Below are 23,110 nucleotides of genomic sequence, written 5' to 3'. Positions count from 1 at the left end.
CTTTATGTAATCGTTTACAACAAATTGGAGGGATCGCAACGTGAGAAGAAGCATAGCGTTAACGGCGTCGGCCTCGCTTGTTTGGTCGATGCTGGCAGGCGCCCTGCCTGCGCAGGCCGAATCGGTTCAAGCCGGCGCGCTTCCGCTTTATTGGCAAGCGAAGGCGCCGGTGGAAGATCGCGTATCCGACCTGCTGGGCAGAATGAGCCTGGACGAGAAGGTCGGCCAGATGGTACAGGCGGAACGGGCATCCGTGACGCCGCAGGACGTACGCGACTATTACTTGGGTTCGGTGCTATCCGGGGGAGGCTCGTTCCCGAACGGCAAGCAGTCCGACAGCACCCGGGAGAAGTGGGCCGATTTGGTTGACGGCTATCAGAGCGGAGCGTTGTCCACACCGCTCGGCATTCCGATCTTGTATGGCGTCGACGCGATCCACGGCAACAGCAATCTTGTCGGGGCGACGTTATTCCCGCACAACATCGGCCTGGGCGCTACGCGCAATACCGGACTGGTGGAGGCGATCGGGGCGGCGACGGCTTCGGAAGTGAAGGCAGCGGGCACGAACTGGGCGTTCGCGCCGACGATCGCCGATCCGCAGAACATCAATTGGGGCCGCACGTATGAGGGCTTCGGCGACAACCAGTCGCTCGTCGCTCAGATGGGCGCCGCGTTCGTGAAAGGCTTGCAGGGCGAGTCGCGAAGCGAACTGGCCGAGACGGATCGCGTCGTCTCGACGGTCAAGCATTACATGGGCGAAGGGCTCACGGACGGAGGCGCGAACCAAGGCGATATTACCGGCATGAGCGAAGCGGAGGTCGCGGCGCTGAATCTGCCGATGTACAAAGCGGCGATCGATGCCGGCGCCCGCACGGTCATGGCATCCTATAACAGTATTAAAGGGATCAAGATGCACGCGAACAAGCGGTTGCTCACGGATCTGTTGAAAGGAACTGGCGAAGGACAGCTCGGCTTCACGGGCTTCGTCATCTCGGACTATAACGCGGTCCAGCAGATTACGAAGGATTGGGAGGGCAATCCCGTCAGCGGTCTGAAGGATCAGATTCGCGTTGCGGTCAACGCGGGCGTCGACATGATGATGATGCCGACGGATTGGAAAGCGACGATCGAGCACTTGAAAGCGCTTGTAGGCGAAGGCGCGATTACGCAGGCTCGCATCGATGATGCGGTGACTCGCATTCTGCGCGTCAAATTCGAATCGGGCGTGTTTGAACACCCGATGACGGATCAGAGCTTGGCTGAAGACTTCGGCTCGGAAGCGCATCGCGCGCTCGCCCGCCAGGCGGTCGCCGAGTCGCTCGTGCTGCTGAAGAACGACAAGGTAGGCGGCAAGCCGATTATGTCGCAGCTGGCCAATATGGACGATATCTTCGTCGCAGGCAAGAGCGCGGATGATATCGGTCTGCAAGCCGGCGGATGGTCGATCACGTGGCAGGGTGCGGCAGGCAAGACGACGGAAGGCACGACGCTGCTCCAGGGCATTCGCGAAGTGGCGGGAGACGCCAAGAAAGTGACTTATAATAAGCACGGACGCGGCGCGGCAGGCCATGACGTGGCGATCGTGTTCGTCGGCGAGAAGCCTTACGCGGAGAGCAACGGGGATGCGCTGAACAAGCTGCAGCTGGACACCGAGGACCTTGCGACGCTGGATAACGTGAAAGCGTCCGGCGTGCCGACGGTCGTCGTGCTCGTATCCGGGCGTCCGCTTATCGTGAACGACCGCTTAGGCGACTGGGCCGGACTTGTGGCGGCGTGGCTGCCGGGCACCGAAGGCGCAGGCGTAGCCGACGTGCTGCTGGGCGGCAAGGATTTCGCGGGTAAATTGCCGGTCCGCTGGCCGTTCTATACGGAAGCGTATAAGAACCCGACGGCAGGCAAATCCAATCTCGACTCGCAATACGTGCTGTTCGATTACGGCTACGGATTGACGAAGGCGCAGGAGACGCCGGCGCTACCGCCGGTTCCGGCTAAGCCGGGCGATAGTGCGCCGTATGTGAAAGTGGAGGCGGAGAGCTTTACTGCCAAGTCCGACGGACTGAAGACGGAAGGTACCTCCGATACGGGCGGAGGCCAGAATATCGGCTACACCGACAAGGACTTATGGTTGCAATATAGCATTAAAGTTGAAACAGCAGGCACTTACGATATCGATTTCCGGTATGCAGGCGGTCAAGCGAGCATCACGAACTCCGGCTTCCGCGTGCTGAACGAGGCTGGCGAGACGCTTGGCACGCTCAGTGGTATCGGTTATACGGGCGGCTGGCAGACATGGCAGACGGCGACGCTCAAGGACGTGCCGCTCGCGGCGGGCGTGCAGACGATCAAGCTCGTCCTCGTCGACGGGGGCTTGAATTTCAACTGGTTCGGTTCCAAGGGATTCGTGCCGGCGCCTCCGGCAACCGGGGGGCCAGGCGGGAAGATCGAGCCGCAAGCTCCGGTCGAAGGCGGAGCGAGTAAGGTGAAAAGCTGGATTTCCACCGAACGCAGCAGCCAAAGCATGACATGGTACTATGCGCCGCAATGGCAGTCCGGAGATGAAGCCGGTCAACTGACAGAGCGCAAAAACCTGGATTTGACGGCCGTCGGCGACGATGCGAACGTCACAACGATCAAGATCAACCCGTCCAAGCAATATCAGAGCATGCTGGGCATCGGCTCGTCGATGGAAGAGTCGACGGTCTACAACCTGATCAAGATGTCGCCTGAGAAGCAGGACGAACTGATCAAGAACTTGGTCAGCCCGGAAGAAGGCATCGGCGTCAGCATGACGCGCGTGACGATCGGTACGGCGGATTTCACGGCGCAGAAGTTCTACTCCTACGACGATATGCCGCCGGGCCAGACCGATCCGACGCTTGCGAACTTCTCGATTCAGAAGGACATCGATTTTGGCATCATCGACTCGCTCAAGCGAATTCTCAAGCACAATCCGAACATGCAGTTCTTCGCGTCGCCATGGAGCCCGCCGGGCTGGATGAAGACGACGGACAGCATGATCAAGGGCTCGGTGAAGGACGAATACTTGCCGGTGCTTGCGGACTACTACGTCAAATTCATCCAAGCGTACAAAGCGCAAGGCATCAATATTTCCGCGATGACGCTGCAGAACGAACCTATGCTTGAGATCGAATACCCAAGCACGAAGATGCCTTGGGAGCAGGAAGCGAAGTTGGCAAAGCTGCTGAATGCGAAGCTGAAAGCGGCGGGGCTCGACGTTAAACTGTGGATTTTCGATCATAATTTCAAAGACACGATGAGCTATCCGGCGCCGCTGCTGGCCGACGAAGCGAACCGCGACGCGGTTGACGGCACGGCGTTCCACGATTACGATGGCGAACCGACCGAGATGTCCTTGCTGCACGACATGTATCCGGACGAGAACATCTACCTGACCGAACGTGCTGTATGGGGAACAACGGGCGCCGATCGGATGGCGCAATATTTCCGCAACTGGGCAAGAAGCTATAACTCCTGGGTGCTCATGCTCGACAGCGACATTGCGACGCACCAATGGGTCGGCACGCCGGACCCGACGATGATCGTTCAAGATTCCAGCAATCGGGATAACTACTGGCTGACACCGGAGTTCTACATGCTGGGCAACTATACCAAATTCGTCAAGCCGGGCTATATCCGGATCGACAGCAATTATGGCTCGAAGGATAGCGTCACGAACGTCTCATTCATGAGCCCGGATAAGAAGACGATCGTCACGGTCGTCATTAACGGCACCGACAAACCGCAGCTATTCAAAATCGTCAGCGACGGCACGCAGATCGCCGACACGATTCCGGCCAAATCGGTCATCACGTACCAATGGGATCGGCTTGCAGCGGAAGAAGTTGAACCGGTGACGGTAACGGCTAATCCGGCCTCGCTTCCATACAACGTCAATCAGAAAGAAATCACGCTGACTTTGGACGGCGGGACCTTCGTGCCTGAGAAGCTCGGCGAGATTACGCTCGGCAGCGAAGCGCAGGCGATGGGCATCACGATCGGCAAGATATCGTACGATGGTCAGGAAGCTGGCCTTCAAGCGAAGAGCCTGACAGACGACAGCGGCGAGCTGGCAGCTGAACAGCCGAATGGGGAAGACGTCGGCGAAGAAGCATCTCAAGGCGAACAGCCGGCGGGAGAAGGGGCCGGCGAGGAAGCAGCTCAAGGCGATCAGACGGAAGTTGGCGCTGAGGAAACCGCAACGCCTGTAGGCGAGGTATTCCCTTCGGAAGAAGCCACGGCGGGCGATAACCAGGCCGCAAGCGGACAGCCGGCAGCCGCGAATGGTTCGACCGACGGGCAAGACGGGCAGCCGGCAGCAGTCGAGGGCGATGCCGCGCAAACGACGGATGCCGCAGCCGGTAATACCGAGATTGAAGGCACGCAGCAAGAACCGAACGCAGACGATGCCGTCTCGCCGACGGAAGAATCGGCAGATCGTGACGCAGCGCCGGCCGAACAGCCTGAAGAAGGCGCGGCACCATCTGCGGACGAGACAGCAAGCGAATCCGCGGAAGTGAATGCGCTAGCGGCCATCGCCGCAACGGGACCAACGTCCATCCGCATTCAATTGCTGTGGGATGGTGCGAAGCCTTATTATGCCAATACGAAGCTGAACATCAACGTGCCGGCGGCGGCGTATCGCAACGATTCAGGCGGAGCTGCCGGTCAGAGTGAGGCGCTTAGCGCATCTGTCATGCTAGAGGGCACCGGCCATACGACCGAACCGACCAACATCGGCGCTGGTCCGCTTAACGCCGATCAGTATTACCAATTATCCGGCACATCGATCGGCGATGCGGGCACCTCCAACGCGAGATTGAACGGTTTTGCGACAGGCGATTGGGCGGATTTCAAAATCAACGTGCCAGCGGCTGGCAAATATGCCGTGACGGTGCAAGTGGCTTCGCCAAACGGCGGCGGCTTCATGCTCCAATCCGACGGGGGGACGCTAGGAACGTACGTCATCCCGAATTTGTACGGTTCCACGGCATGGGTCGGCGCAAGGCTTAGCGTCGAGCTGAACGCCGGCGTCCAGACGCTTCGCGTGCTTGGCGTCAGCGGCGCATTCGACGTGAAGTCGATCGCGTTCGAACCAGCGGCTGTTCATCAAGCGAATAACGAGAAGAAGCTGCATATCGAAGCGGAACAGTTCGCGGCGGCTGGGCAGCAGGTCATTCAATACGGCAGCAATCAGACCAATCTGGGCTATACGGTCGCAGGCTCGACCTTTGATTACGCGGTCAACATTCCAGCAGACGGCTATTACAAGGTCACGCTTCAATATGCGACGCCGCAGGGCAACGTGTCTGCCGCGATCGCGGCGAACGGCGTGACGAAAGGCTCGTTCGCGCTTCCTGCTACGGGCGGCTGGGAGAAGTTCGAGGCGCAATTCGGCGTCGTCCAACTGAGCGCAGGCGTGCAAACGATCCGAATCTCGGACAACGGCGACGGCTTCAACCTGGATTGGCTGACGATCGAACCGGGCGTGCCGGTGCCAACAATCGAGCAGACAGCTGCGCCGAAGCCAGTGTTGACCAAGGCTGCGGACGGGACGAAGCAAGTTTCGTTCCGTACGGCGACAGACGGGGCGGCTATCCATTACACGATTGACGGAACGCTCCCAACAGCGGTCAGTACGAAATATACGGGTCCGATCACGCTGAACGCAGATACCGTCATACGCGCAGTTGCAATCAAAGCGGGCATGACGAACAGCTATGCAGCCTACTTCTCCACGGTGCCGGCGTCGGGCATCAAGCTTCAACCGGTCGAAATCACGATCGGGACCAAACAACGGCTCGTGCCAGTATTCCGTCCGGCAGTCGTGTCGAACGAGGCGGTGACCTGGTCTTCGAGCAACACCAGCGTGGCTTCCATCGATGCAACCGGCCAAGTTACAGCGCTTGCGCTGGGATCGACGACCATCAAAGTCGTTGCGCAAGATGGCGGACGTGAAGCAACGGCGGAACTTAAAGTCGTCAGCCAGCCGTCCACTCCGGTGATCATTCCACCGGTTACGGAACAGACGTCCCAAGACATTGCGATCGAGCCGAAAATCGATCCGAACGGTCATGCGGTAATCAACATCACAGCAGATCAAGTCGCACGAGCGCTGCAACATGCAGCGAATCATCAGCTCATCGTGCAGGTCAAAGCCGTCTCCGGCATGAAGCAAGTTACGGTCGAGCTTCCGGTACAAGCGATTGCGGCGAATCAAGCGATTAACGAGATCGTATTCGCAACGGGACTCGGCTCCCTTACGATTGATAAAGCTACGCTTGCGAAAGCGGACGGCAAGATTCCTGAGCGGATCCAATTCCGCGCCGCGTTGGCGAGCGACGATAGTCTGCAGTCGAAGCTCGGTGCGGTTTACGAGTTCTCGCTGCAGGCGGACGGCAAGGAACTCTCGGATATTGGCGGCAATAAGGCTCATATCGAGCTGCCGTATACGCTGAAATCCGGCGAGAAGGCGCACGCAGTCATTGTGTACGCGATCGACGAGCAAGGCCAGCTTGTTGTCATCAAAAACAGCAAATTCAACGCCGATCGCGGTCAAGCTTCGGCCGCGACCGGCAGCCTGGGCAAATTCGCGGTTGCATACGTGGATGTGATGTTCCGTGATCTGCAGCAAGCAGTATGGGCGCAGGAGAGTATTGAAGCATTAGCGGCTAGAGGCGCGATCGATGGCATCGGCAGCGGTCAATTCGCGCCGAATGGCGAATTGACGCGAGCGGCCTTCGTTAAGATGCTGCTCGAAGCATTCGACTTTAGCGGCGAGCAACAAGAGTCTCGACCATTCGCGGACGTGACCGGCAGCGCTTGGTATTCGGATGCAGTGGCAAGCGCGCAAGCGCTCGGTCTCGTGAACGGGAAGCCGGATGGCACGTTTGGTCCGAGCGAAGCGATTACGCGCGAAGAAATGGCGATCATCCTGTTCAGAGCCGGCGAGCTTCTGGGGCTGGAGTTGTCCGATGCAGCCGAAGGCGGCGCATTCAAGGATGCATCCGCGTTCGCGGGATATGCGAAGGAAGCGATCGGACGAATCCAAGCGGCAGGCTTGATGAAAGGATTGCCGGATGGCAGCTTCGGGCCGAAACTCACGGCAACGAGAGCGCAAGCGGCAACTGTGCTCTACACGTTATTCCAGCGTCATGAATAAACATATGCTGTAACAAGCCAACAGCCTTGCCACCGAATTCATTCGGGAGCAAGGCTGTTCTCCATTCCACCGGCAACGTTGCGTATCAGACTACGCTAGGTATAAATGGGGGACAAGCATCGAATATTAGTTACGTATAACGACTTAGCATACATAAGCCGAAAGGATGGGAACCATGGGTAAAATTGCGTTAACGTTAGTTATTATCGGCGCCATCAACTGGCTGTTGGTCGGCTTGTTCGAGTGGGATCTGGTATCTGCTTTGCTGGGTGGGGAGTCGTATCGCGAATCGTCTACGATCAGCCGAATCGTGTACAGTCTGGTCGGACTTTGCGGTCTGTACAGTTTAAAGTATCTGTTTATGGACGAGCGTCGTGCAAGAACGTAAGCCGTTGCCTGCGGACATTCATAAGCGTATGGCAGAAACGGCCCAGACAAGCGTCCGGGCTGTTTCGCCTTTCTTAGCGGTTAGAAGATTTGATTCTGGTCCTGCTTGCGGTGCTCGACCAAATCAATCGCTCCAAGTACGATATGCGCCGCACCGAAGCCCATGATCGCGGTCGCGACTTGACGGTTTTTCCCAAGCAGCGCTGCTCCGGTCGCGGTAACGGCCGTGCCAAGTACAGTAGGAATAAGTCCTTCTCTCATGTTCAGCAGCTCCTCTCGGAATGGGTAAGGAATTACGCTGCTTATTATGGACCTTGGGGCGCGAAACATGCGGACGGCATGCTGGATTGTTTTATCATCATTTCGAAGCGCACACTTCTGTTGGACAACTGTTATTCAAAAGCTTCACGTGAAGACACGGCATTGTTAGCTCGATTAGCTCGACTCCGTAACAAAGGCGAATCATGCAGCGGTGGACAGCGTTGATTTACTCGTGGCGATTTTTTGGCGTTGTTTTTTCTACAGTCCTTCTTCTACAGTCCTTCTTCTACAGTCCTTCTTCTACAGTACTTCGTCAAATTGTGTCCGTCCGGAATACATAAATTCTCCTTGAAATAGGTTTTGTTTCCAGGCATGGGAGACATTAATCGAGGTGGGAATTTGCTATTTTTGGTCCTTTATTTAACGTGGATGAAATAGTACTATATGACTATAAACAATGCGCATGTGTAAACCGATTGATCCACTCACTACGTAAATAGGGGAAGGGCTATGAGAGGACTCCAACTAACGAGAAGCCAAGCCGCGATGATTGACGACTCTCTGATGAAACAGCTGGTATGCCGAATACAGCTGCATTATACAGAAGCCGACCGGCCGACAGTCAAACGAAGCCGCGACCTGATCCAAAGCCGATTGTGCCGCACGCTGCAATACGTGCTGACCGAGAATATGGATGAGCTGCGACGGGGTATTGCCGAAGTAACGAAGGCTGTGCCGATGCAGACGAAGCTGTCGGAAATAAAACGCGAAATCGAGCAGGCACTTGCGGGCTATCCCGGACTTCGTGCCTTCGATTGGCTCTTATGCGAGACGTACGGAAGGCAATTTTGGATTTTGGAGCAGGGCGGCATGGGAACGATCATTAACCGCCACCAGCTCATTGACGCGAGTTAACTTAACGTTCATCGATCCAGCGCGAAGAGGCTGGCCATTGTCACCCGACGATGGCCAGCCTTTTCGTTCATGTTAGCGGGCCCGCTCTTCATAATGGACGTGTACGACGATTTCCTGATCATAATTGCCGAATCCCCGGCCGAACAAGCTGACGCCGCCGCAGTGGCGCGCCGTCTCGGACGAAGCGATGCGGAATCTGAAGTCTTCTCCATGCTTGAGGCCCAGGTCCGCGATCGTGACGCTGGATAGTTTGACGCCGTCAAGGTACGTGCCGCTCTCCTGGATGGATAAGCTCTTCAGCAGTCCATGCTGCGTGCCGAGCTGCCACCAAGATGGTGTCAGAACGGCGCGCTTCTCGCCGAAATCGCCGGGACATGTCCAGACGCAAGTCTCCACGTCGTTCACGAAGAAACTGATGTCCGATGGCCAATTCTCGTTGTAATATGGCGCTTCCGAGCACAACTCAAGCGTGAACTCCAGCTGCCGGGCAGTCTGCGCAGCGTGCAGGTAATTGGGGATGCGATATTCCACATGCCCGCTGCCGAACCAAATATGGGCAGCGTTCATACGCTCGGGATCGGAGAAATAGCGGGGGTCGTCGACATACCCGATGATTTTGGATTGGGAGGCTAGCCCGCACGTCGGCTTGACGGCGTAATCCGAATATTGCCCGATCGGAATTTCGACAGCGTATTTCTGATCGTCCTCCTGCGGCTTGGCAGCCCTCAAATGCAGCGTGAGCGTATCGATCGCAAGCGAGCAGATTTTCGGGCTGCCGCGCGTGCCCGCAAGATTCTGGGTGGCGACCAAGCCGGCTTCCTCCAGCTTCTGGATATGCTTGGTGACGATAGCCGAGGAGACGCCGATCGTATCGGCAAGCTCCTTAATGCTGCGAGAGCGTTCGTCGAGCAGCTCGATCATCCGCACGCGCGTCTCCGAAGAGAAGCATTCCAGAATCGCCATATATTTGGTTTGGACTTGAATATGCATAACCATCCTCGCTTTCTGTTCCTACTATCATATAACCGGATAGTTAATAAAACAACTTCTTAGTTGACGGTAGGTGCGATTGTCGGTACAATGGCACCATAATATCACTTATTGGTTTATATAACAACTTATAAGTTAACTAATGGAGGAATCTACACATGACAAGCATGCCTAGAGCCGAATATCCGCGTCCGCAATTTAACCGCGACGCATGGGTGAACTTGAACGGAACGTGGGAATTCGAATTCGACGATGCGCGTGCCGGCAATCGCGAAGGCTGGCACGACCGCAAGACGCCTTTCTCCCGGACGATCCAAGTGCCGTTCAGCTTCGAGAGCGAATTGAGCGGCATCGGCGATCCCGGATTCCATGACGTCGTCTGGTATCGCAGGAAGCTGGAGGTTCCCGCTCATTATGCCGGCAAGCGGGTCGTGCTGCACTTCGGCGCGGTCGATTACGAAGCGCAGGTGTGGGTGAACGGCAGGCTGGTTGCCAGCCACGAAGGCGGACATACCCCATTCCAGGCGGATATTACGGACGCGCTCCGCACAGATGGAGATAATGTCCTCGTCGTCAGAGCGGAGGATTACGGCACGGACGTCTTCCTGCCGCGCGGCAAGCAGTTCTGGGAGGAGCAGTCGCGCGCAATCTGGTACACGAGGACGACGGGGATATGGCAGACGGTATGGATGGAGGCGGTATCGCCGGTCCATCTGCGGAATGTCAAATTTACGCCGAACATCGACGCGAACGAGATCGGCATTCGCGCGTTCTTGGCTGGCGTGGCGGAGACGACCGGCAGCGTTCGGCTGCAAGTCCGTATCTCCTTCGCGGGCAATGAGGTCGCGTTCGACGAGTTCACGGTACGGGCAGGCGAAGAGTCCCGCACGATTCGACTGTCCGGTCTAAACGATCACGGCATGGACCGATTGTGGTGGCCGGAGCGTCCGAATCTCTATGACGTTGAATTCGTGCTGCTCGCGGACGACCAGGAGACGGACCGGGTGCAGAGCTATTTCGGCATGCGGAAGGTATCTCTGGAGAACGGCAAATTCAATTTGAATAACCGGCCGTATTTCATGAAGCTGGTGTTGGATCAAGGCTATTTCCCGCAAGGCAATCTAACGCCGCCGAGCGACGACGCGATCCGGGAAGACGTTGAGCTGACGAAGGCGATGGGATTCAACGGCGCGCGCAAGCACCAGAAAATCGAGGATCCGCGATACCTGTATTGGTGCGATAAGCTCGGCCTGCTGGTGTGGGGCGAAATGGCGAATGCGTACGATTATTCCGAAGCTTACTCGCGCCGCATGACGAAGGAGTGGCAGGAAGCGATCGAACGAGATTACAATCATCCTTCCATCGTCGTATGGGTGCCGCTGAACGAAAGCTGGGGCGTGCCGAACATCCAGATCGACGTCCGTCAGCAGCAGCACGCGCTCGCCATGTATCATTTGACCAAATCGCTCGATACGACCCGGCTCGTCGTCTCCAATGACGGTTGGGAGATGGTCGCTACCGATCTGTACAATATTCACGACTACGAATGGCGGCGCGAAGTGCTCGAGGCGCGTTACGGAAGCGTCGAGAATGCTGTCTCGGCAATGCCGGCGAACAGGCGTCTTAGCGTCGGCGGCTTCGCGTACGACGGCCAGCCGATTCTCGTCACCGAATTCGGCGGCATTGCCTACAAGAAGAGCGACTGGGAAGGATGGGGCTACTCGGGCGCGTCGTCGGACGAGGATTTCGAGCAGCGGTTGCGCAACGTCATCCAGCCGCTGCTGCGTTCCGGCGTCGTGCAGGGCTACTGCTATACGCAGTTGACCGACGTCGAGCAGGAGATCAACGGCTTGTTGACGTACGACCGCAAACCGAAGATCGCGCTGGAACTCATCAAGGCGATCAACGAAGATAAGTAATAGCTTCATCAAGGCCGTCGCACTCGAAATAGAGGGCGGCGGCCTTTATTGCGCTTTGTCTAGATTAGGCGGCAATCTTCCGAGCGGGCAAACAGCAAAGTCCTAAAAAGTAAAGCGTGTCCGCGCAAGCGGCCGAAAGCGAGGATTAGCAGGAAACACGGATGAAGCTGAATCGGCAGCAGGTCTGCTCCCAAGGCCAGAGGTGAACATTTCGGAGGAAAACGAATTCGGAAACATATGCTTAATCTTCTAGCTCCCCATCGGAGGAAGGCAAGGATGTCAGGTTAAGCGAGTAGGGACGGAGGAGGAGAATGCTCGCCCGCAAGCCATCCGAGCCGCAATAGCGACGCCTACGTCGTTATTGCTCGTCCGCAGGCTGTCTGAGCCCGCAATAGCGACGCCTATGTCGTTATTGCTCGTCCGCAGGCTGTCTGAGCCCGCAATAGCGACGCCTGCGTCGTTATTGCTCGTCCGCAGGCTGTCCGAGCCCGCAATAGCGACGCCCTGCGTCGTTATTGCTCGTCCGCAGGTTGTCCGAGCCCGCAATAGCGACGCCTGCGTCGTTATTGCTCGTCCGCAGGCTGTCCGAGCCCGCAATAGCGACGCCTGCGTCGTTATTGCTCATCCGCAAGCCATCCGAGTCCGCAATAGTGACGCCTACGTCGTTATTGCTCGTCCGCAGGTTGTCCGAGCCCGCAATAGCGACGCCTACGTCGTTATTGCTCGTCCGCAGGTTGTCCGAGCCCGCAATAGCGACGCCTACGTCGTTATTGCTCGTCCGCAAGCCATACGAGCCCGCAATAGCGACGCCTACGTCGTTATTGCTCGTCCGCAAGCCATACGAGCCCGCAATAGCGACGCCTACGTCGTTATCTAGGAGCGCATGCATCCTTCACCCGAAATGTTTCCTTTTGACCTGACGAAAGTGCGGCGGAGGGGGAAGGGGGAGGCCAGTGCATGGAGCTTTGTCCGTGAGGACAAAAGCGTGCCCAGCTCGAACCGCCCGCCCACCGCGAACAATTGTGGCTGCACGAAAAAGGGTGTCCAGAGGTAAACGTTTTCCGGATGGAAAACGACTTGACTTCGGAAGCATAAGCTCAGACCTTTGGTTCCCCTTTGAGGAGAGGAAAGGGGGAGGCGCAGTGTATGGAGCTTTGTCCGTGAGGACAAAAGCGTGCCAGTTCGAAGCAATCCGCCGACCGCGATCAATCGTGGCTGAACGAAGAAGGGAGTCCAGAGGGCGAAGTCCTATGGTTCCCCTCAGCGGAGGGGGAAGGGGGAGGCGAAAATATCGGGTTTTAAAAGGGCAGAGCCCTTTACCTATAAAAATGTCCACCCCTCCCAAAAAAGCGGCATGTGATCGCTTTCATCCTCCGGCTAAAATGAGGATCAGAAGGACGAAGAAATCCAAAATGACGACTCATGGGGGGTTACACAATGACAAGAACGGTGAAAGTGCTCAGCGTAATGATGCTCGCCTCCAGTCTGGTGCTGGCAGCTGGCTGTAGCAGCAATAACGGCAGTAATAACGGCGGCAATGACGGCGGCGCGAACAACGGCACGGCAAGCGGCGGCACGAACGGCGGCACGAATGCGGCGGAAGGCAACGGCGGGGAAGCGGCCGCAGAGAAAGCGGATATTCTGTTCTGGACGCCATTCTCCGGCGCGGACGGCGAGTTCATGAAGAAGATCGTCGAGAAGTACAACTCCGCGCAGGATACGTACAAGGTGAAGCTGGTCATCCAGCCGAACGGCGAATATTACAAGCAACTGGACGTGGCGTTGAGCGCAGGCAAAGAGCGGCCTGACCTGGCGATCATGCACGTCGACCAAATTCCGACCTATCAGAACAAAGGCCAGCTTCAGCCGATGGACGATCTGGCAGGCGCGGCCGGCATCAACAAAGCCGATTACGTCGAAGCGCCGGTTAACTACGAGACGATCGACGGCAAGTGGTACGGCATCCCGCTCGACATCCATCCGCTCGTCATGTATTACAACAAAGACCTGTTCGAGAAAGCGGGCATTACGGCGCCGCCGACGAACCGCGCGGAGTTCGAAGCGGCCGTCGAGAAATTAACCGACAAGGACAAAAAAATCTACGGGTACGCGCTGCCGACGCTCTGGCCGCAGCAATTCATCTTCCCGACGCTCGTCTGGCAGAACGGCGGCGAGCTGTGGAATGGCTCCGACGTCGCGTACAACTCGCCGGAAGCGGTCGAGATGGTGCAATGGATGCGCGGCTTGGTCGACAAAGGCGTCTCTCCGGCGAACGTGCAGCAGGACGGCGAGAACACGCTCTTCCTCCAAGGCAAGAACGCGATTCAATTCAACGGTCCGTGGATGAAAGGCCAATTCGACGAGGCGGGCATCCACTATGGCGTCGCGCCGGTGCCGCAGATCGGCAAAGCAAAACAAGCCGTCTACGCCGGTTCCCACAACTTCGTCGTGCCGAAAGACGTCACGGACGCCGCGGTAATCAAAGGCATCGGCGACTTCTTGAAATACGTGTCCACGAACTCGATGGACTGGGCGGCTTCCGGCCAGGCGCTGGCGTCGAAACCGATGCTCGAGAGCGCGGATTTCCAAGCGCTGGAGATGCAGAGCAACGTCGCCAAGTCGTTCGATTACGTCCAATTCGCGCCGAACGTGCTCAACTGGGCGACGATCTCCGATCCGATCTGGGGCGAGCTGAGCAATGCGCTGCTGGGCAAGAAAGACGCGCAGAAGGCGATGGACGACGCGGCAGCCAAGTCCCGTCAAGCGATGAAAAAATAACCTCTATTGCGAGCGGTACCTGAGGTTCGGCTAGTTTGCACGACGAGAGGACGGGGACGGTGCGCGTGCGCCTCCTCGTTCTCTTGCATCAGGTCTACGCCGCGCTGAAGGCCGACCGCCGCATGACCATTCTCAAGAAGGAGGGGACGCGCTTGATGAAGAGCTCGCTGCAATCCCGGTTCACCTCGACGCTGTTTATTCTGCCGTATCTGCTCAGCTTTTGCGCTTTTCTGCTCATCCCGATCTTGTACGGCCTCTACATCTCGTTCCACAACTTCGAGCTGCTGTCGGATACGCATGAATTCGTCGGCCTTGATAATTACATTCAAATTTTCAAGCCGGGGACGTATCTGTTCGAGCAGTTCACGGTCGGCTTGTGGAATACGATCCAATTCGTCGTGTATTCAGTACCGCTGCTCGTCATTCTCGGCCTTGCGCTCGCCATGCTGCTGAACGCGATACCGGGCAGGATCCGCGGGCTGTTCCGCACGTTCTACTTCATGCCGTACGCGATCTCGGGTTCGGTCATGGCCGTCATCTGGTTGATGATGTTCGATACGAACGCCGGTTTCCTGAACGGCTTGCTCGCGAAGCTTCATATCGACCCGGTGGCGTGGCTCACCGATCTGCCTTGGGTATGGGTATCGCTCGTGCTGACGACGCTGTGGTGGACGATCGGCTTCAACATGATTATTTTCATCAACGCGTTGAACGAAGTGCCGGAGGATTATTACGAAGCGGCTTCGATCGACGGCGCGAACGCATGGCGTAAGTTCGTCAATATTACGCTGCCGTCTATCCGCCCGGTCATGCTGTTCATCATTATTACCTCGACGATCGCGTCGTTCAACGTATATGCCCAGCCGTTCCTGCTGACGCGCGGCGGTCCAGGCGACAGCACGCGGGTGCTGCTCATGAACGTGCTCGATGAGGCGTTCAAGGGCAAGCAGGTGGGTTCCGCTTCGGCGATGGCGATTCTGATGGCCTTGATCATCATTATTATCTCGGCGGTACAGTACAAGATCGCTTACGGAAGAAAGGAGTAGTCCGCATGAGAAAAACGGTGATGATGGTGCTGGCGGTCATCCTTGCGGTCTTGTTCCTGATGCCGCTGATCTGGATGGTGTCTACGTCGTTCAAGAACGATTTCGAAGCGCTGGCCGGCCAAATGAATCTCATACCGGTCAAACCGACGCTGGAGAACTATATCGAGGGGCTAAAAGGCGAGCTGATGAACGTGCCGATCACGCGGTGGATCTCGAACTCCTTGTTCGTCGGCGCGGCGGGCACGGCCATCGTGCTGCTGTTCTCGTCGATGGCGGCGTTCGCGCTCGCGCGGCTGCAGGATTTGCCGCTGCGCAAGCTCATGTTCCCGATGTTCGTCGGGTCCATGATGATCCCGGGCGTGCTGACGTTCCTGCCGATGTACATGGAGTTCAACGCGCTCGGCTTGATCAATACGTACGCCGCGCTCATTCTGCCTTATTCCTCGGGCGCATTTGGCGTTTTCCTCCTATATCAGTTTTTCACTTCGTTCCCGAAGGAGATCGAGGAGGCGGCGCGGATCGACGGGGCGAACAAGTGGCAAATTTATTCGCGCATCCTGCTGCCGGCTTCGGTGTCCATCATGGTTACGCTGGCAATCTTCACCTTCATGGGCATCTACAACGATTTCGTCTGGCCGCTGTATGCGACGACGTCGCCGGAGATGCGCACCATTACGGCAGGGATCGCGATGATGGCGCAGGGCAGCTACACGCAAGCTTACGGCAAGCTGATGTCGATGACGGTGATCGCGACGCTGCCGGTACTGCTCGTCTTTATCATCGGACAGCGCTCGTTCGTTAAGGCGATTACGCAAGCAGGCGTGAAATAGCACGATAGCATGACCGGACGTTGGGCCGGCAGAGGAGCATGAGAGCGGCTTTCGAAGCGCGGGAGCTCTCTGCGGCAACCGGCGTTATTGATCAGAGACCTCGAGAGGTCTCTTTTCGAATTCGCGACCTGCATTTCCCGGCGCGATCAATTGGCTTGGATGCGTCGGCACGGACGGAACGAAAAGCACGCCTGGCGCCTGTCGTCGGACGGTATTTGACGGTTCAGCTGGAAGATCAAGGGAGGCAAGCAAGCATGAAAGCAACAACAAAACGATGGTTGACCGGAGCGGCGGCGCTGCTCGTCATCGCCATCGGATGGGGAGGCTGGCTGATGAATGCCGGAGAGAAGAAGGAAGCATCCGATTATGCTTACAACGGGCATGGCGGTACCTTCAAGAATACGTTGGCGGAGCTCGATACGCCCGATCCGAGCGTCGTCTACCATGACGGCTATTACTATATGACGTTCACGCATAACGGCGCGGATGTCATGGTCATGAAATCCCGGACGATCGATTTCAAGGATGCGCAGCGCAAGACGGTCTGGTATCCGGATGTCGGGACGAATTATTCGGCTGAGCTGTGGGCGCCGGAAATTCAATATATGCAAGGCAAATGGTACATCTATTTCGCGGCGGACGACGGACGCAACGAGAATCACCGGATGTTCGCGCTGCAGGCGGATACGGACGACCCGATGGGGAGCTATACGTTCAAAGGGCAAATAACCGACGATACCGACAAATGGGCGATCGACGGACTCGCCGCGGAGATCGGCGGCAAGCTGTATTTCGTCTGGTCGGGCTGGGAAGGCGACGTAAACGCGCAGCAGAATACGTACATCGCGCCGATGAGCGACCCGCTCACGATCAGCGGTCCGCGCGTGCTGTTGTCGGAGCCGGATTTGGACTGGGAGAAAGCCGGCGGCCCTCCATATATCAATGAAGGCCAATCGATACTTCATCATAACGGACAAGTGCATATCGTCTACTCAGGCGCCGGCAGCTGGACGCCGTATTACGCGCTTGGCATGCTGACGCTGGCGAAGGACGCGGATCCGCTTGATCCGGCCAGCTGGACGAAGCGCGAGCAGCCGATTCTGAGCATGGACGAGGCGGCTGGCGTATTCGGTCCGGGCCATAACTCGTTCACGACGTCGCCGGACGGTACGGAGCAGTGGATCGTCTACCATGCGACGAGCGGATCCGGCGACGGATGGAGCAACCGCAAGGCGCGCGCGCAGAAGCTGAGCTGGGATGAGGCGGGCGAGCTAATGCTCGGCAAGCCGCTCAGTCTTGAGACGGCGATCGCGGTTCCTTCGGGAACGGGCGTCTTCAAGGCGAAGCCGGAGGGAGCGACGGAAGCATCGTTCGATCTCATTCCTGCTAGAGTCAATACGAACGCTCCGCTGCTCATCCATTATCGGAACGAGACCGATGGCACGCTGCAGGGGAGCGTCGTCGCTAATGATGGCAAGCCGGTTGCCATCGAGCTGCCGCCAGCGCGAACGACGGGTTACGTATATGCGGATGTTGCGCTCGTGGCGGGCATGAACGACATCCGCGTGACGGCTGGCGATGCCGGGGCTGTGATCGAAGCGATCGAGCTGCCGCGATATGAAGCGGAGTTCGCGGAGATCGGCCCGCAAGGCACGGCGGACGAGAACGCGTACGCTTCCGGAGGAGGCATCGTGAAGCTGGCTTCAGGCGAAGGCGTCGGCGCGCGGTTCGCCAACGTGCTCGTCCCTCGGACGGGCGAGTACGAGCTGCGGGTGGCTGCGGCCAATCCATCCGGCCAACCCGAGAAGATGACCGTTCGCGTGGAAGAGGGCAAGTCGGCGAAGCTGGAATTTCCCTCCGGAGACCGCAATGCATTCACGACACAATCTGTCACCTTGCGATTGAAGGCGGGGGCGAACGCCCTTATACTGGAGGATGCGACGGCGGAGCTTCGCGTCGATTATATCGATTTGATTACGATGAAATAGGGCATAGGAGGCGCTGGTCATGAAGGGCTTGTCCATCGAGGGAACGTTTACGAGACTAGGCATCATCACATCTATGGCGGCAAGCCTTATCTTGACCGGATGCAGCCAAGAAGGCGCGCAGGCGGAGCACGCCAAGACAGAGGCATCAACGGCGGCGATACGGCTGGAATATTGGACCCCGTTCAGCGGGGGCGATAACGTGTTCATGACCGAGCTGGTGGACCAGTTCAACCAAGAGCATGCGGACATTCAGGTCGTGCAGATGAACTCGCGGCTCGATGACTATTACTCGCGGCTGCGTACCGCGATCTTGTCCGGCAACGCGCCGGACGTCGCGGTCATTCATGCAACTTCGCTCCCTCAATTCGTGCAGAACGGCTATATAGAAGAGCTGTCCGCGCCAGCCAAGGCGGCGGGGCTCGACTGGCAGGTGTTCAATCCATCGGTGCTGAATGCGGCGCAGTTCCAAGAGAAGGTGTTCGCGGTCCCGCTGGATACGCATGTGCTGGTCATGTATTACAACAAGACATTCCTCGGGCGGGCCGGCGTGTTGGACGGACAGGGCAAGCCGATTATCGCGCCGGGTGAAGCGGGCTTCACCGCGTTCCTGGAACGCATCCGGCAATCCGCCCCGCCGAATATCGCCCCGCTCGCCCAACCAAGCACGCGGATCGATTCCGTCTGGCTGTGGTGGAGCCTGTACAATCAAATTCAGGGCGGCGGCACGTTCTACAACGCGGCGGGGACGCAGGCGGCAATCGATAATCCGGCCGCGCTCAAGGCGTTGACTTATATTCACGGGTTATACGAGAGCAAGCTTATTCCGCCGGATATTCCCGACGCGTTCAAACTGTTCTACGACGGGAAGGCCGCAGTGCTCATAACCGGCGTCTGGGCGACGGGCGCCTTGGAGAAAGCCGCCGACCTGGATTTCGGGGTCGTGCCGCTGCCGACGCTGTACGATAAGCCCGCCGCATGGGCGGATTCGCATACGCTGGCAATCCCGACGCAGCACGAAATGCCCGAACAGAAAAGGCAGGCCGCGATGACGTTCATGAAGTGGGTGGCCGAGCACGGGGCCAAATGGTCGGAGGCCGGCCATGTGCCGAGCGTGAGCAGCATCGTGCAGACGGAGGCGTTTCGGGCGCTCAACTATCGCAGCGATTATGCGGAAGCTGCCAATTCGGTCGCTTTTTGGCCGAAGCATACGAAGCAGTGGAGCTTCATCGAGATGATCATCCGGCAATTCGAGCGGATGAATTACGGGGAGCTTTCGCCGGAAGAGGTGCTTAAGGCTGCATCAGTCCAGATCAACCTCGAGCTGGCGAAGCAGGACAGGTGACCGGCATGCGCACATGGTTTCGGAACACGCAGCACTGGTTCGGTAATTTGGCGCTCGCCCGCAAGCTGATTCTCGTGCAGGTGCTGTTGATCGTCCTGCCGCTCGGGGCGATGGGCATCTTCGCGTTCGGGAGCTTCGCGGCCAAGATGGAGGAGCAGGTCGGCAGTTATCAGCTCCAGACATTGAAGCAGGTGACGCTCAACATCGACACCTACATGAACGAGCTTAACCGGTTGTCGCTCATGCCGTACCAATACCAGGAAATTCTCGACTTCCTGGCTTCCTCCCGTACGCCGGGCGAGCCGCTCACGCTGGCGGAGATCGGTCAGCTGAACAACTTCGTCTCCAAAGTGTTCTTGAACGGGCGCGTCGATATTATGGGCATCTCGTTGTACGGTGAACGCGGGGCCTCTTATGTCGTGCTCCCCGAAAGCCAATATATGACGACTTATCAGCTGGATGGCAGCGCGGAGTGGCTGGAGCAGGCGAAGGGCAAATTCGGCCAGCCGACGTTCATTACGACGCATGAAGTTCAATCGACCAGCGGCAGCGTATATCAGGTATTCTCGATCGCGCGCGAGCTTCGGAGCTTCGACAGCGGCGATACGCTGGGTTACATCGTCATCGATATCGACCCGGATGCCGTTCGGAAGCTGCTCGCGCAAGTAAGCATGGGCAGCAAGGAATCGCTGTACATGACCGACGGGGCGGGCGAGCTCGTGCTGCGCAAAGAGAAGACGGCCGTCTATTCGCCGCTTGGCAAGCTGGCAGGAGAAGGCGTGACGCATATGAATGCCGATGGCCAAAGCCTGCTGGTCGCGCACGTCGCATCAGCGGTCACCGGCTGGACGACGGTCGGCGTCGTGCCGGTATCGGAGCTCATGAAGGACTCGCTCGTCGTGCGCAATTCGATTTTGCTGGTTGGCACGATTTGCATCGGTCTTGCGGTGCTCGTATCGGTCGTTATTGCCTTCCGCATTACAAGGCCGCTTCGCATGCTGCGAACGCTCATGCGCAAAGTCGAACGCGGCGATTTGAACGTGGCGTTCCCGGTGGCGCAGTGGGACGAGGTCGGCCAGCTGGGGAGCGCGTTCAACCTGATGGTGTCGCGTCTGAGCGAGCTCGGCTACCGGCTCTACGAGACGGAGATCCGCGAGAAGGACGCGGAGATCGCGGCGCTTCAGAGTAAGATCAACCCGCATTTCCTCTATAACACGCTAGGCTCCATCTCGATGTACGCCGAAGTGGAGGGCAACCGGGAAGTCGTGAAGATGACGAACAATCTTAGCCGGCTGCTGCGATATTCGCTCAGCGGACGCAAGGAGAGCGTCACGCTCCACGATGAGCTCGAACATGTGAAGGGCTATATGACCATTCAGAAAATGCGCTACGAGGACCGGATCGATTTTCGCCTGGAAGCGGATGAGTCGCTGTATGCATATCCGGTCATTCCGCTCATGATCCAGCCAATCGTCGAGAACGCGATCAATCACGGCCTGGATAAGGGGATTGGCAGCGGCTTGATCCGGTTGACCTGTTCCCAAGCGCAAGGCGTGCTGTCCATCGTCGTCGAGGATGACGGCATCGGCATGACCGGCGATCGGCTATCCGATATGCGCGAGCGGCTCTCGAATGACAGGGATCTCGGCGGCACGAGCGGCAACGGATTAATGAACGTGCACCGTCGGGTTCGCCTGCATTACGGCGAACAGTACGGGTTGCAGCTGGAGAGCATGCCTTTCCAAGGGCTGAAAGTGACGATTCGCATGCCGGCCATGCCGGCAGCGGCGCAGAGAGGGGCGGGGTAATGCCATCGATACTTATCGTGGATGACGAAACGATATTTCGCAAAGGCTTGCGCAAAATGATCGAATCCGCTTCGGACGGCTGGCTGATCGCCGGTGAAGCCAAGGATGGTTATGAAGCGCTGGAGCTGGTGGAGCAGCTAAAGCCCGATGTGGTACTGACGGATATTCGCATGCCGCGGATGGACGGCATTCAGCTGCAGCAGATCGTCAAAGAGCGGTTCCCGGGTATGCTCGTCGTCGTGCTGAGCGGCTATGACGAGTTCACGTATTTGCAGCAGTCGCTCCGGCATGGCGCGCGGGACTACCTCATGAAGCCGGTGGAGCGCGAGGAGCTGCTGGAGACGATGCGCAAGCTGAAGGGCGAGCTGGCGCGATCGGCCGCTGCGCCCGCATTGCTGGCGGCGGAACCTGCCGACGCGAGGCAGATTCGTCAGCACGTGAGCGAGCATCTCGTTGCCGGACTGCTCAAGGGCGATGTGCACGAGAGCGAATTGGCGCTGCTCAGACGGATCGGTCTTACCTTCGACGCGCCATGCTTCGCCTGCATGGTCATCAAGCTGGACAAGGACGCGCTGGACCGGGAACGCTACGGCAAGGCGGACCCGAGCCTCTTCCAGCTCTATATTCAGCAGGTTGTACAAGAGCTGCTGGACCAGCGGGCGAATGGCTTCTCCTTCGTGCTCTCCGATACCGAAGTGGTGGCTCTCGTCAATCTGGAGTGCGGCGCGGCGACGGTCAATCCGCTTATGGAACTGGCGGAGTCGGTCCGCAGACGGACGATCTCCTTATCGAATCTGACCGTCACCATCGGGCTAGGCGGAGCGGTAGAAGGGATCAAGGCCATCCCGCGCTCGTTCCGTGAGGCGAAGATTGCTCTACTGCACCGGCTCATCGTCGGCGGGGATCGGGTCATCTCGTATGCGCAGACGAAAGAGAGCAGTCAAGAGCTCGCCTCCAATCTGCGGGAATGGTCCTGGTCATCGCTGGAGACGACGGTGCTTGAAGGCAGAAGGGAGCAAGCGGAACGAATTGCGGCCGAATTGATCGCGGATCTTTGCGCGCGGGCGCGCAGCCCGGAGACGATCCATCAGCAAATATGCAAGCTGCTCCTTCATTATTATGAAGAAGCGGAGAAGCTTGCCCTAACCAAGACGTGGCTGAGCGACCGGACGATTCAAGCGGTGCTGCTGGACGTATGCGCCATTACGTCGCGTACGGAGCTAATCGACTGCTGCCGGACGTATCTCGGACACTTGGCGGATTGCATAGCCGGCAGCCGTCGCCATCCTGAGCATGATCCGATCGAGAAGGCGATCCGCTATGTGAATCAGCATTATCGCGAGCAGCTTACGCTGACGGAGGTAGCGGAGCAGGTGTTTCTGAATCCGGCCTACTTCTCGACGCTGTTCAAGCAGCGAACAGGCAAATCGCTCGTCGAGTATTGGACCGACCTTCGGGTGAACGAAGCGAAGAAGCGGCTTGTCGCCTCCAGCGAGAAAGTGACGGTCATCGCCGAGAGCACGGGCTTCGGCAATATTCGGCACTTCAACCGCGTGTTCAAGAGCGCGACGGGCGCGACGCCGAACGATTATCGGGAGCAGGCGCGCTCGGGCGCGGGGAATCGGTAAGTCTGGTACTGATCCATACACGTGCAAAAAGGCGTCAC

14 protein-coding genes are annotated in these 23,110 nt (G+C 57.9%); 11 read left to right on the top strand and 3 right to left on the bottom strand.

The window, feature by feature from the left end; genetic code table 11:
• Positions 1–40: 40 nt before the first annotated feature.
• Both ACFFSY_RS24935 and ACFFSY_RS24930 read left to right on the top strand, forming a co-directional pair.
• On the top strand, positions 41–7,180 hold the full coding sequence (locus tag ACFFSY_RS24935; RefSeq protein ID WP_377499224.1) for a glycoside hydrolase family 3 N-terminal domain-containing protein: 7,140 nt from the start codon (positions 41–43) through the stop codon (positions 7,178–7,180).
• A gap of 175 nt (positions 7,181–7,355) precedes the next feature.
• Positions 7,356–7,568: a DUF378 domain-containing protein gene (locus tag ACFFSY_RS24930; RefSeq protein WP_377499222.1), complete on the top strand. Its 213-nt coding sequence runs from the start codon at positions 7,356–7,358 to the stop codon at positions 7,566–7,568.
• 80 nt (positions 7,569–7,648) lie between these two features.
• Here the strand turns inward: ACFFSY_RS24930 and ACFFSY_RS24925 are convergent, their stop codons facing one another.
• Positions 7,649–7,834 carry an asparagine synthase gene (locus tag ACFFSY_RS24925; RefSeq protein WP_377499280.1) on the bottom strand — a complete coding sequence of 62 codons (186 nt, stop codon included), beginning with the start codon at positions 7,832–7,834 and terminating at the stop codon, positions 7,649–7,651.
• 504 nt (positions 7,835–8,338) lie between these two features.
• Between ACFFSY_RS24925 and ACFFSY_RS24920 the strand changes: the two genes are divergently transcribed.
• A complete protein-coding gene (locus ACFFSY_RS24920; protein ID WP_377499220.1) occupies positions 8,339–8,743 on the top strand; it encodes a hypothetical protein in 405 nt (134 codons plus the stop codon).
• Positions 8,744–8,815: 72 nt separating this feature from the next.
• On the opposite strand, the gene ACFFSY_RS24915 is transcribed toward ACFFSY_RS24920, so the two are convergent.
• A complete protein-coding gene (locus tag ACFFSY_RS24915) occupies positions 8,816–9,733 on the bottom strand; it encodes an ArsR/SmtB family transcription factor (protein WP_377499218.1) in 918 nt (305 codons plus the stop codon).
• A gap of 158 nt (positions 9,734–9,891) precedes the next feature.
• Between ACFFSY_RS24915 and ACFFSY_RS24910 the strand changes: the two genes are divergently transcribed.
• Positions 9,892–11,652: a glycoside hydrolase family 2 protein gene (locus tag ACFFSY_RS24910; protein ID WP_377499216.1), complete on the top strand. Its 1,761-nt coding sequence runs from the start codon at positions 9,892–9,894 to the stop codon at positions 11,650–11,652.
• A 460-nt stretch (positions 11,653–12,112) separates the two neighbouring features.
• Here ACFFSY_RS24910 and ACFFSY_RS24905 read toward each other — a convergent pair whose 3' ends face one another.
• Positions 12,113–12,541, bottom strand: coding sequence for a hypothetical protein (locus ACFFSY_RS24905; RefSeq protein WP_377499214.1), 429 nt, complete (start codon positions 12,539–12,541; stop codon positions 12,113–12,115).
• A 548-nt stretch (positions 12,542–13,089) separates the two neighbouring features.
• Here ACFFSY_RS24905 and ACFFSY_RS24900 point away from each other — a divergent pair.
• The 7 genes from ACFFSY_RS24900 to ACFFSY_RS24870 all read left to right on the top strand — a co-directional run bounded on the left by ACFFSY_RS24900 (position 13,090) and on the right by ACFFSY_RS24870 (position 23,072).
• Positions 13,090–14,430, top strand: a complete 1,341-nt coding sequence (locus tag ACFFSY_RS24900; protein WP_377499212.1) for an ABC transporter substrate-binding protein — start codon at positions 13,090–13,092, stop codon at positions 14,428–14,430.
• Between the two features lie 59 nt (positions 14,431–14,489).
• Positions 14,490–15,476 carry a carbohydrate ABC transporter permease gene (locus tag ACFFSY_RS24895; RefSeq protein ID WP_377499210.1) on the top strand — a complete coding sequence of 329 codons (987 nt, stop codon included), beginning with the start codon at positions 14,490–14,492 and terminating at the stop codon, positions 15,474–15,476.
• Positions 15,477–15,481: 5 nt separating this feature from the next.
• The gene (locus tag ACFFSY_RS24890; protein WP_377499208.1) at positions 15,482–16,306 is read left to right on the top strand and encodes a carbohydrate ABC transporter permease; all 825 of its coding nucleotides are present in this window, start codon (positions 15,482–15,484) and stop codon (positions 16,304–16,306) included.
• A gap of 254 nt (positions 16,307–16,560) precedes the next feature.
• Positions 16,561–18,294, top strand: coding sequence for a family 43 glycosylhydrolase (locus tag ACFFSY_RS24885; RefSeq protein WP_377499206.1), 1,734 nt, complete (start codon positions 16,561–16,563; stop codon positions 18,292–18,294).
• A gap of 19 nt (positions 18,295–18,313) precedes the next feature.
• Positions 18,314–19,636: an ABC transporter substrate-binding protein gene (locus tag ACFFSY_RS24880; protein WP_377499204.1), complete on the top strand. Its 1,323-nt coding sequence runs from the start codon at positions 18,314–18,316 to the stop codon at positions 19,634–19,636.
• A gap of 5 nt (positions 19,637–19,641) precedes the next feature.
• Positions 19,642–21,444, top strand: coding sequence for a cache domain-containing sensor histidine kinase (locus ACFFSY_RS24875; protein ID WP_377499202.1), 1,803 nt, complete (start codon positions 19,642–19,644; stop codon positions 21,442–21,444).
• On the top strand, positions 21,444–23,072 hold the full coding sequence (locus ACFFSY_RS24870) for a response regulator (RefSeq protein ID WP_377499200.1): 1,629 nt from the start codon (positions 21,444–21,446) through the stop codon (positions 23,070–23,072). The genes ACFFSY_RS24875 and ACFFSY_RS24870 overlap by 1 nt, the downstream gene beginning before the upstream one ends.
• The last annotated feature ends 38 nt before the right edge of the window (positions 23,073–23,110 follow it).

Origin of the sequence: Paenibacillus aurantiacus (assembly GCF_042431225.1) — a bacterium.
Classification (GTDB): domain Bacteria; phylum Bacillota; class Bacilli; order Paenibacillales; family Paenibacillaceae; genus Paenibacillus_Z; species Paenibacillus_Z aurantiacus.
This window is presented reverse-complemented; position numbering and strand designations above follow the sequence as displayed.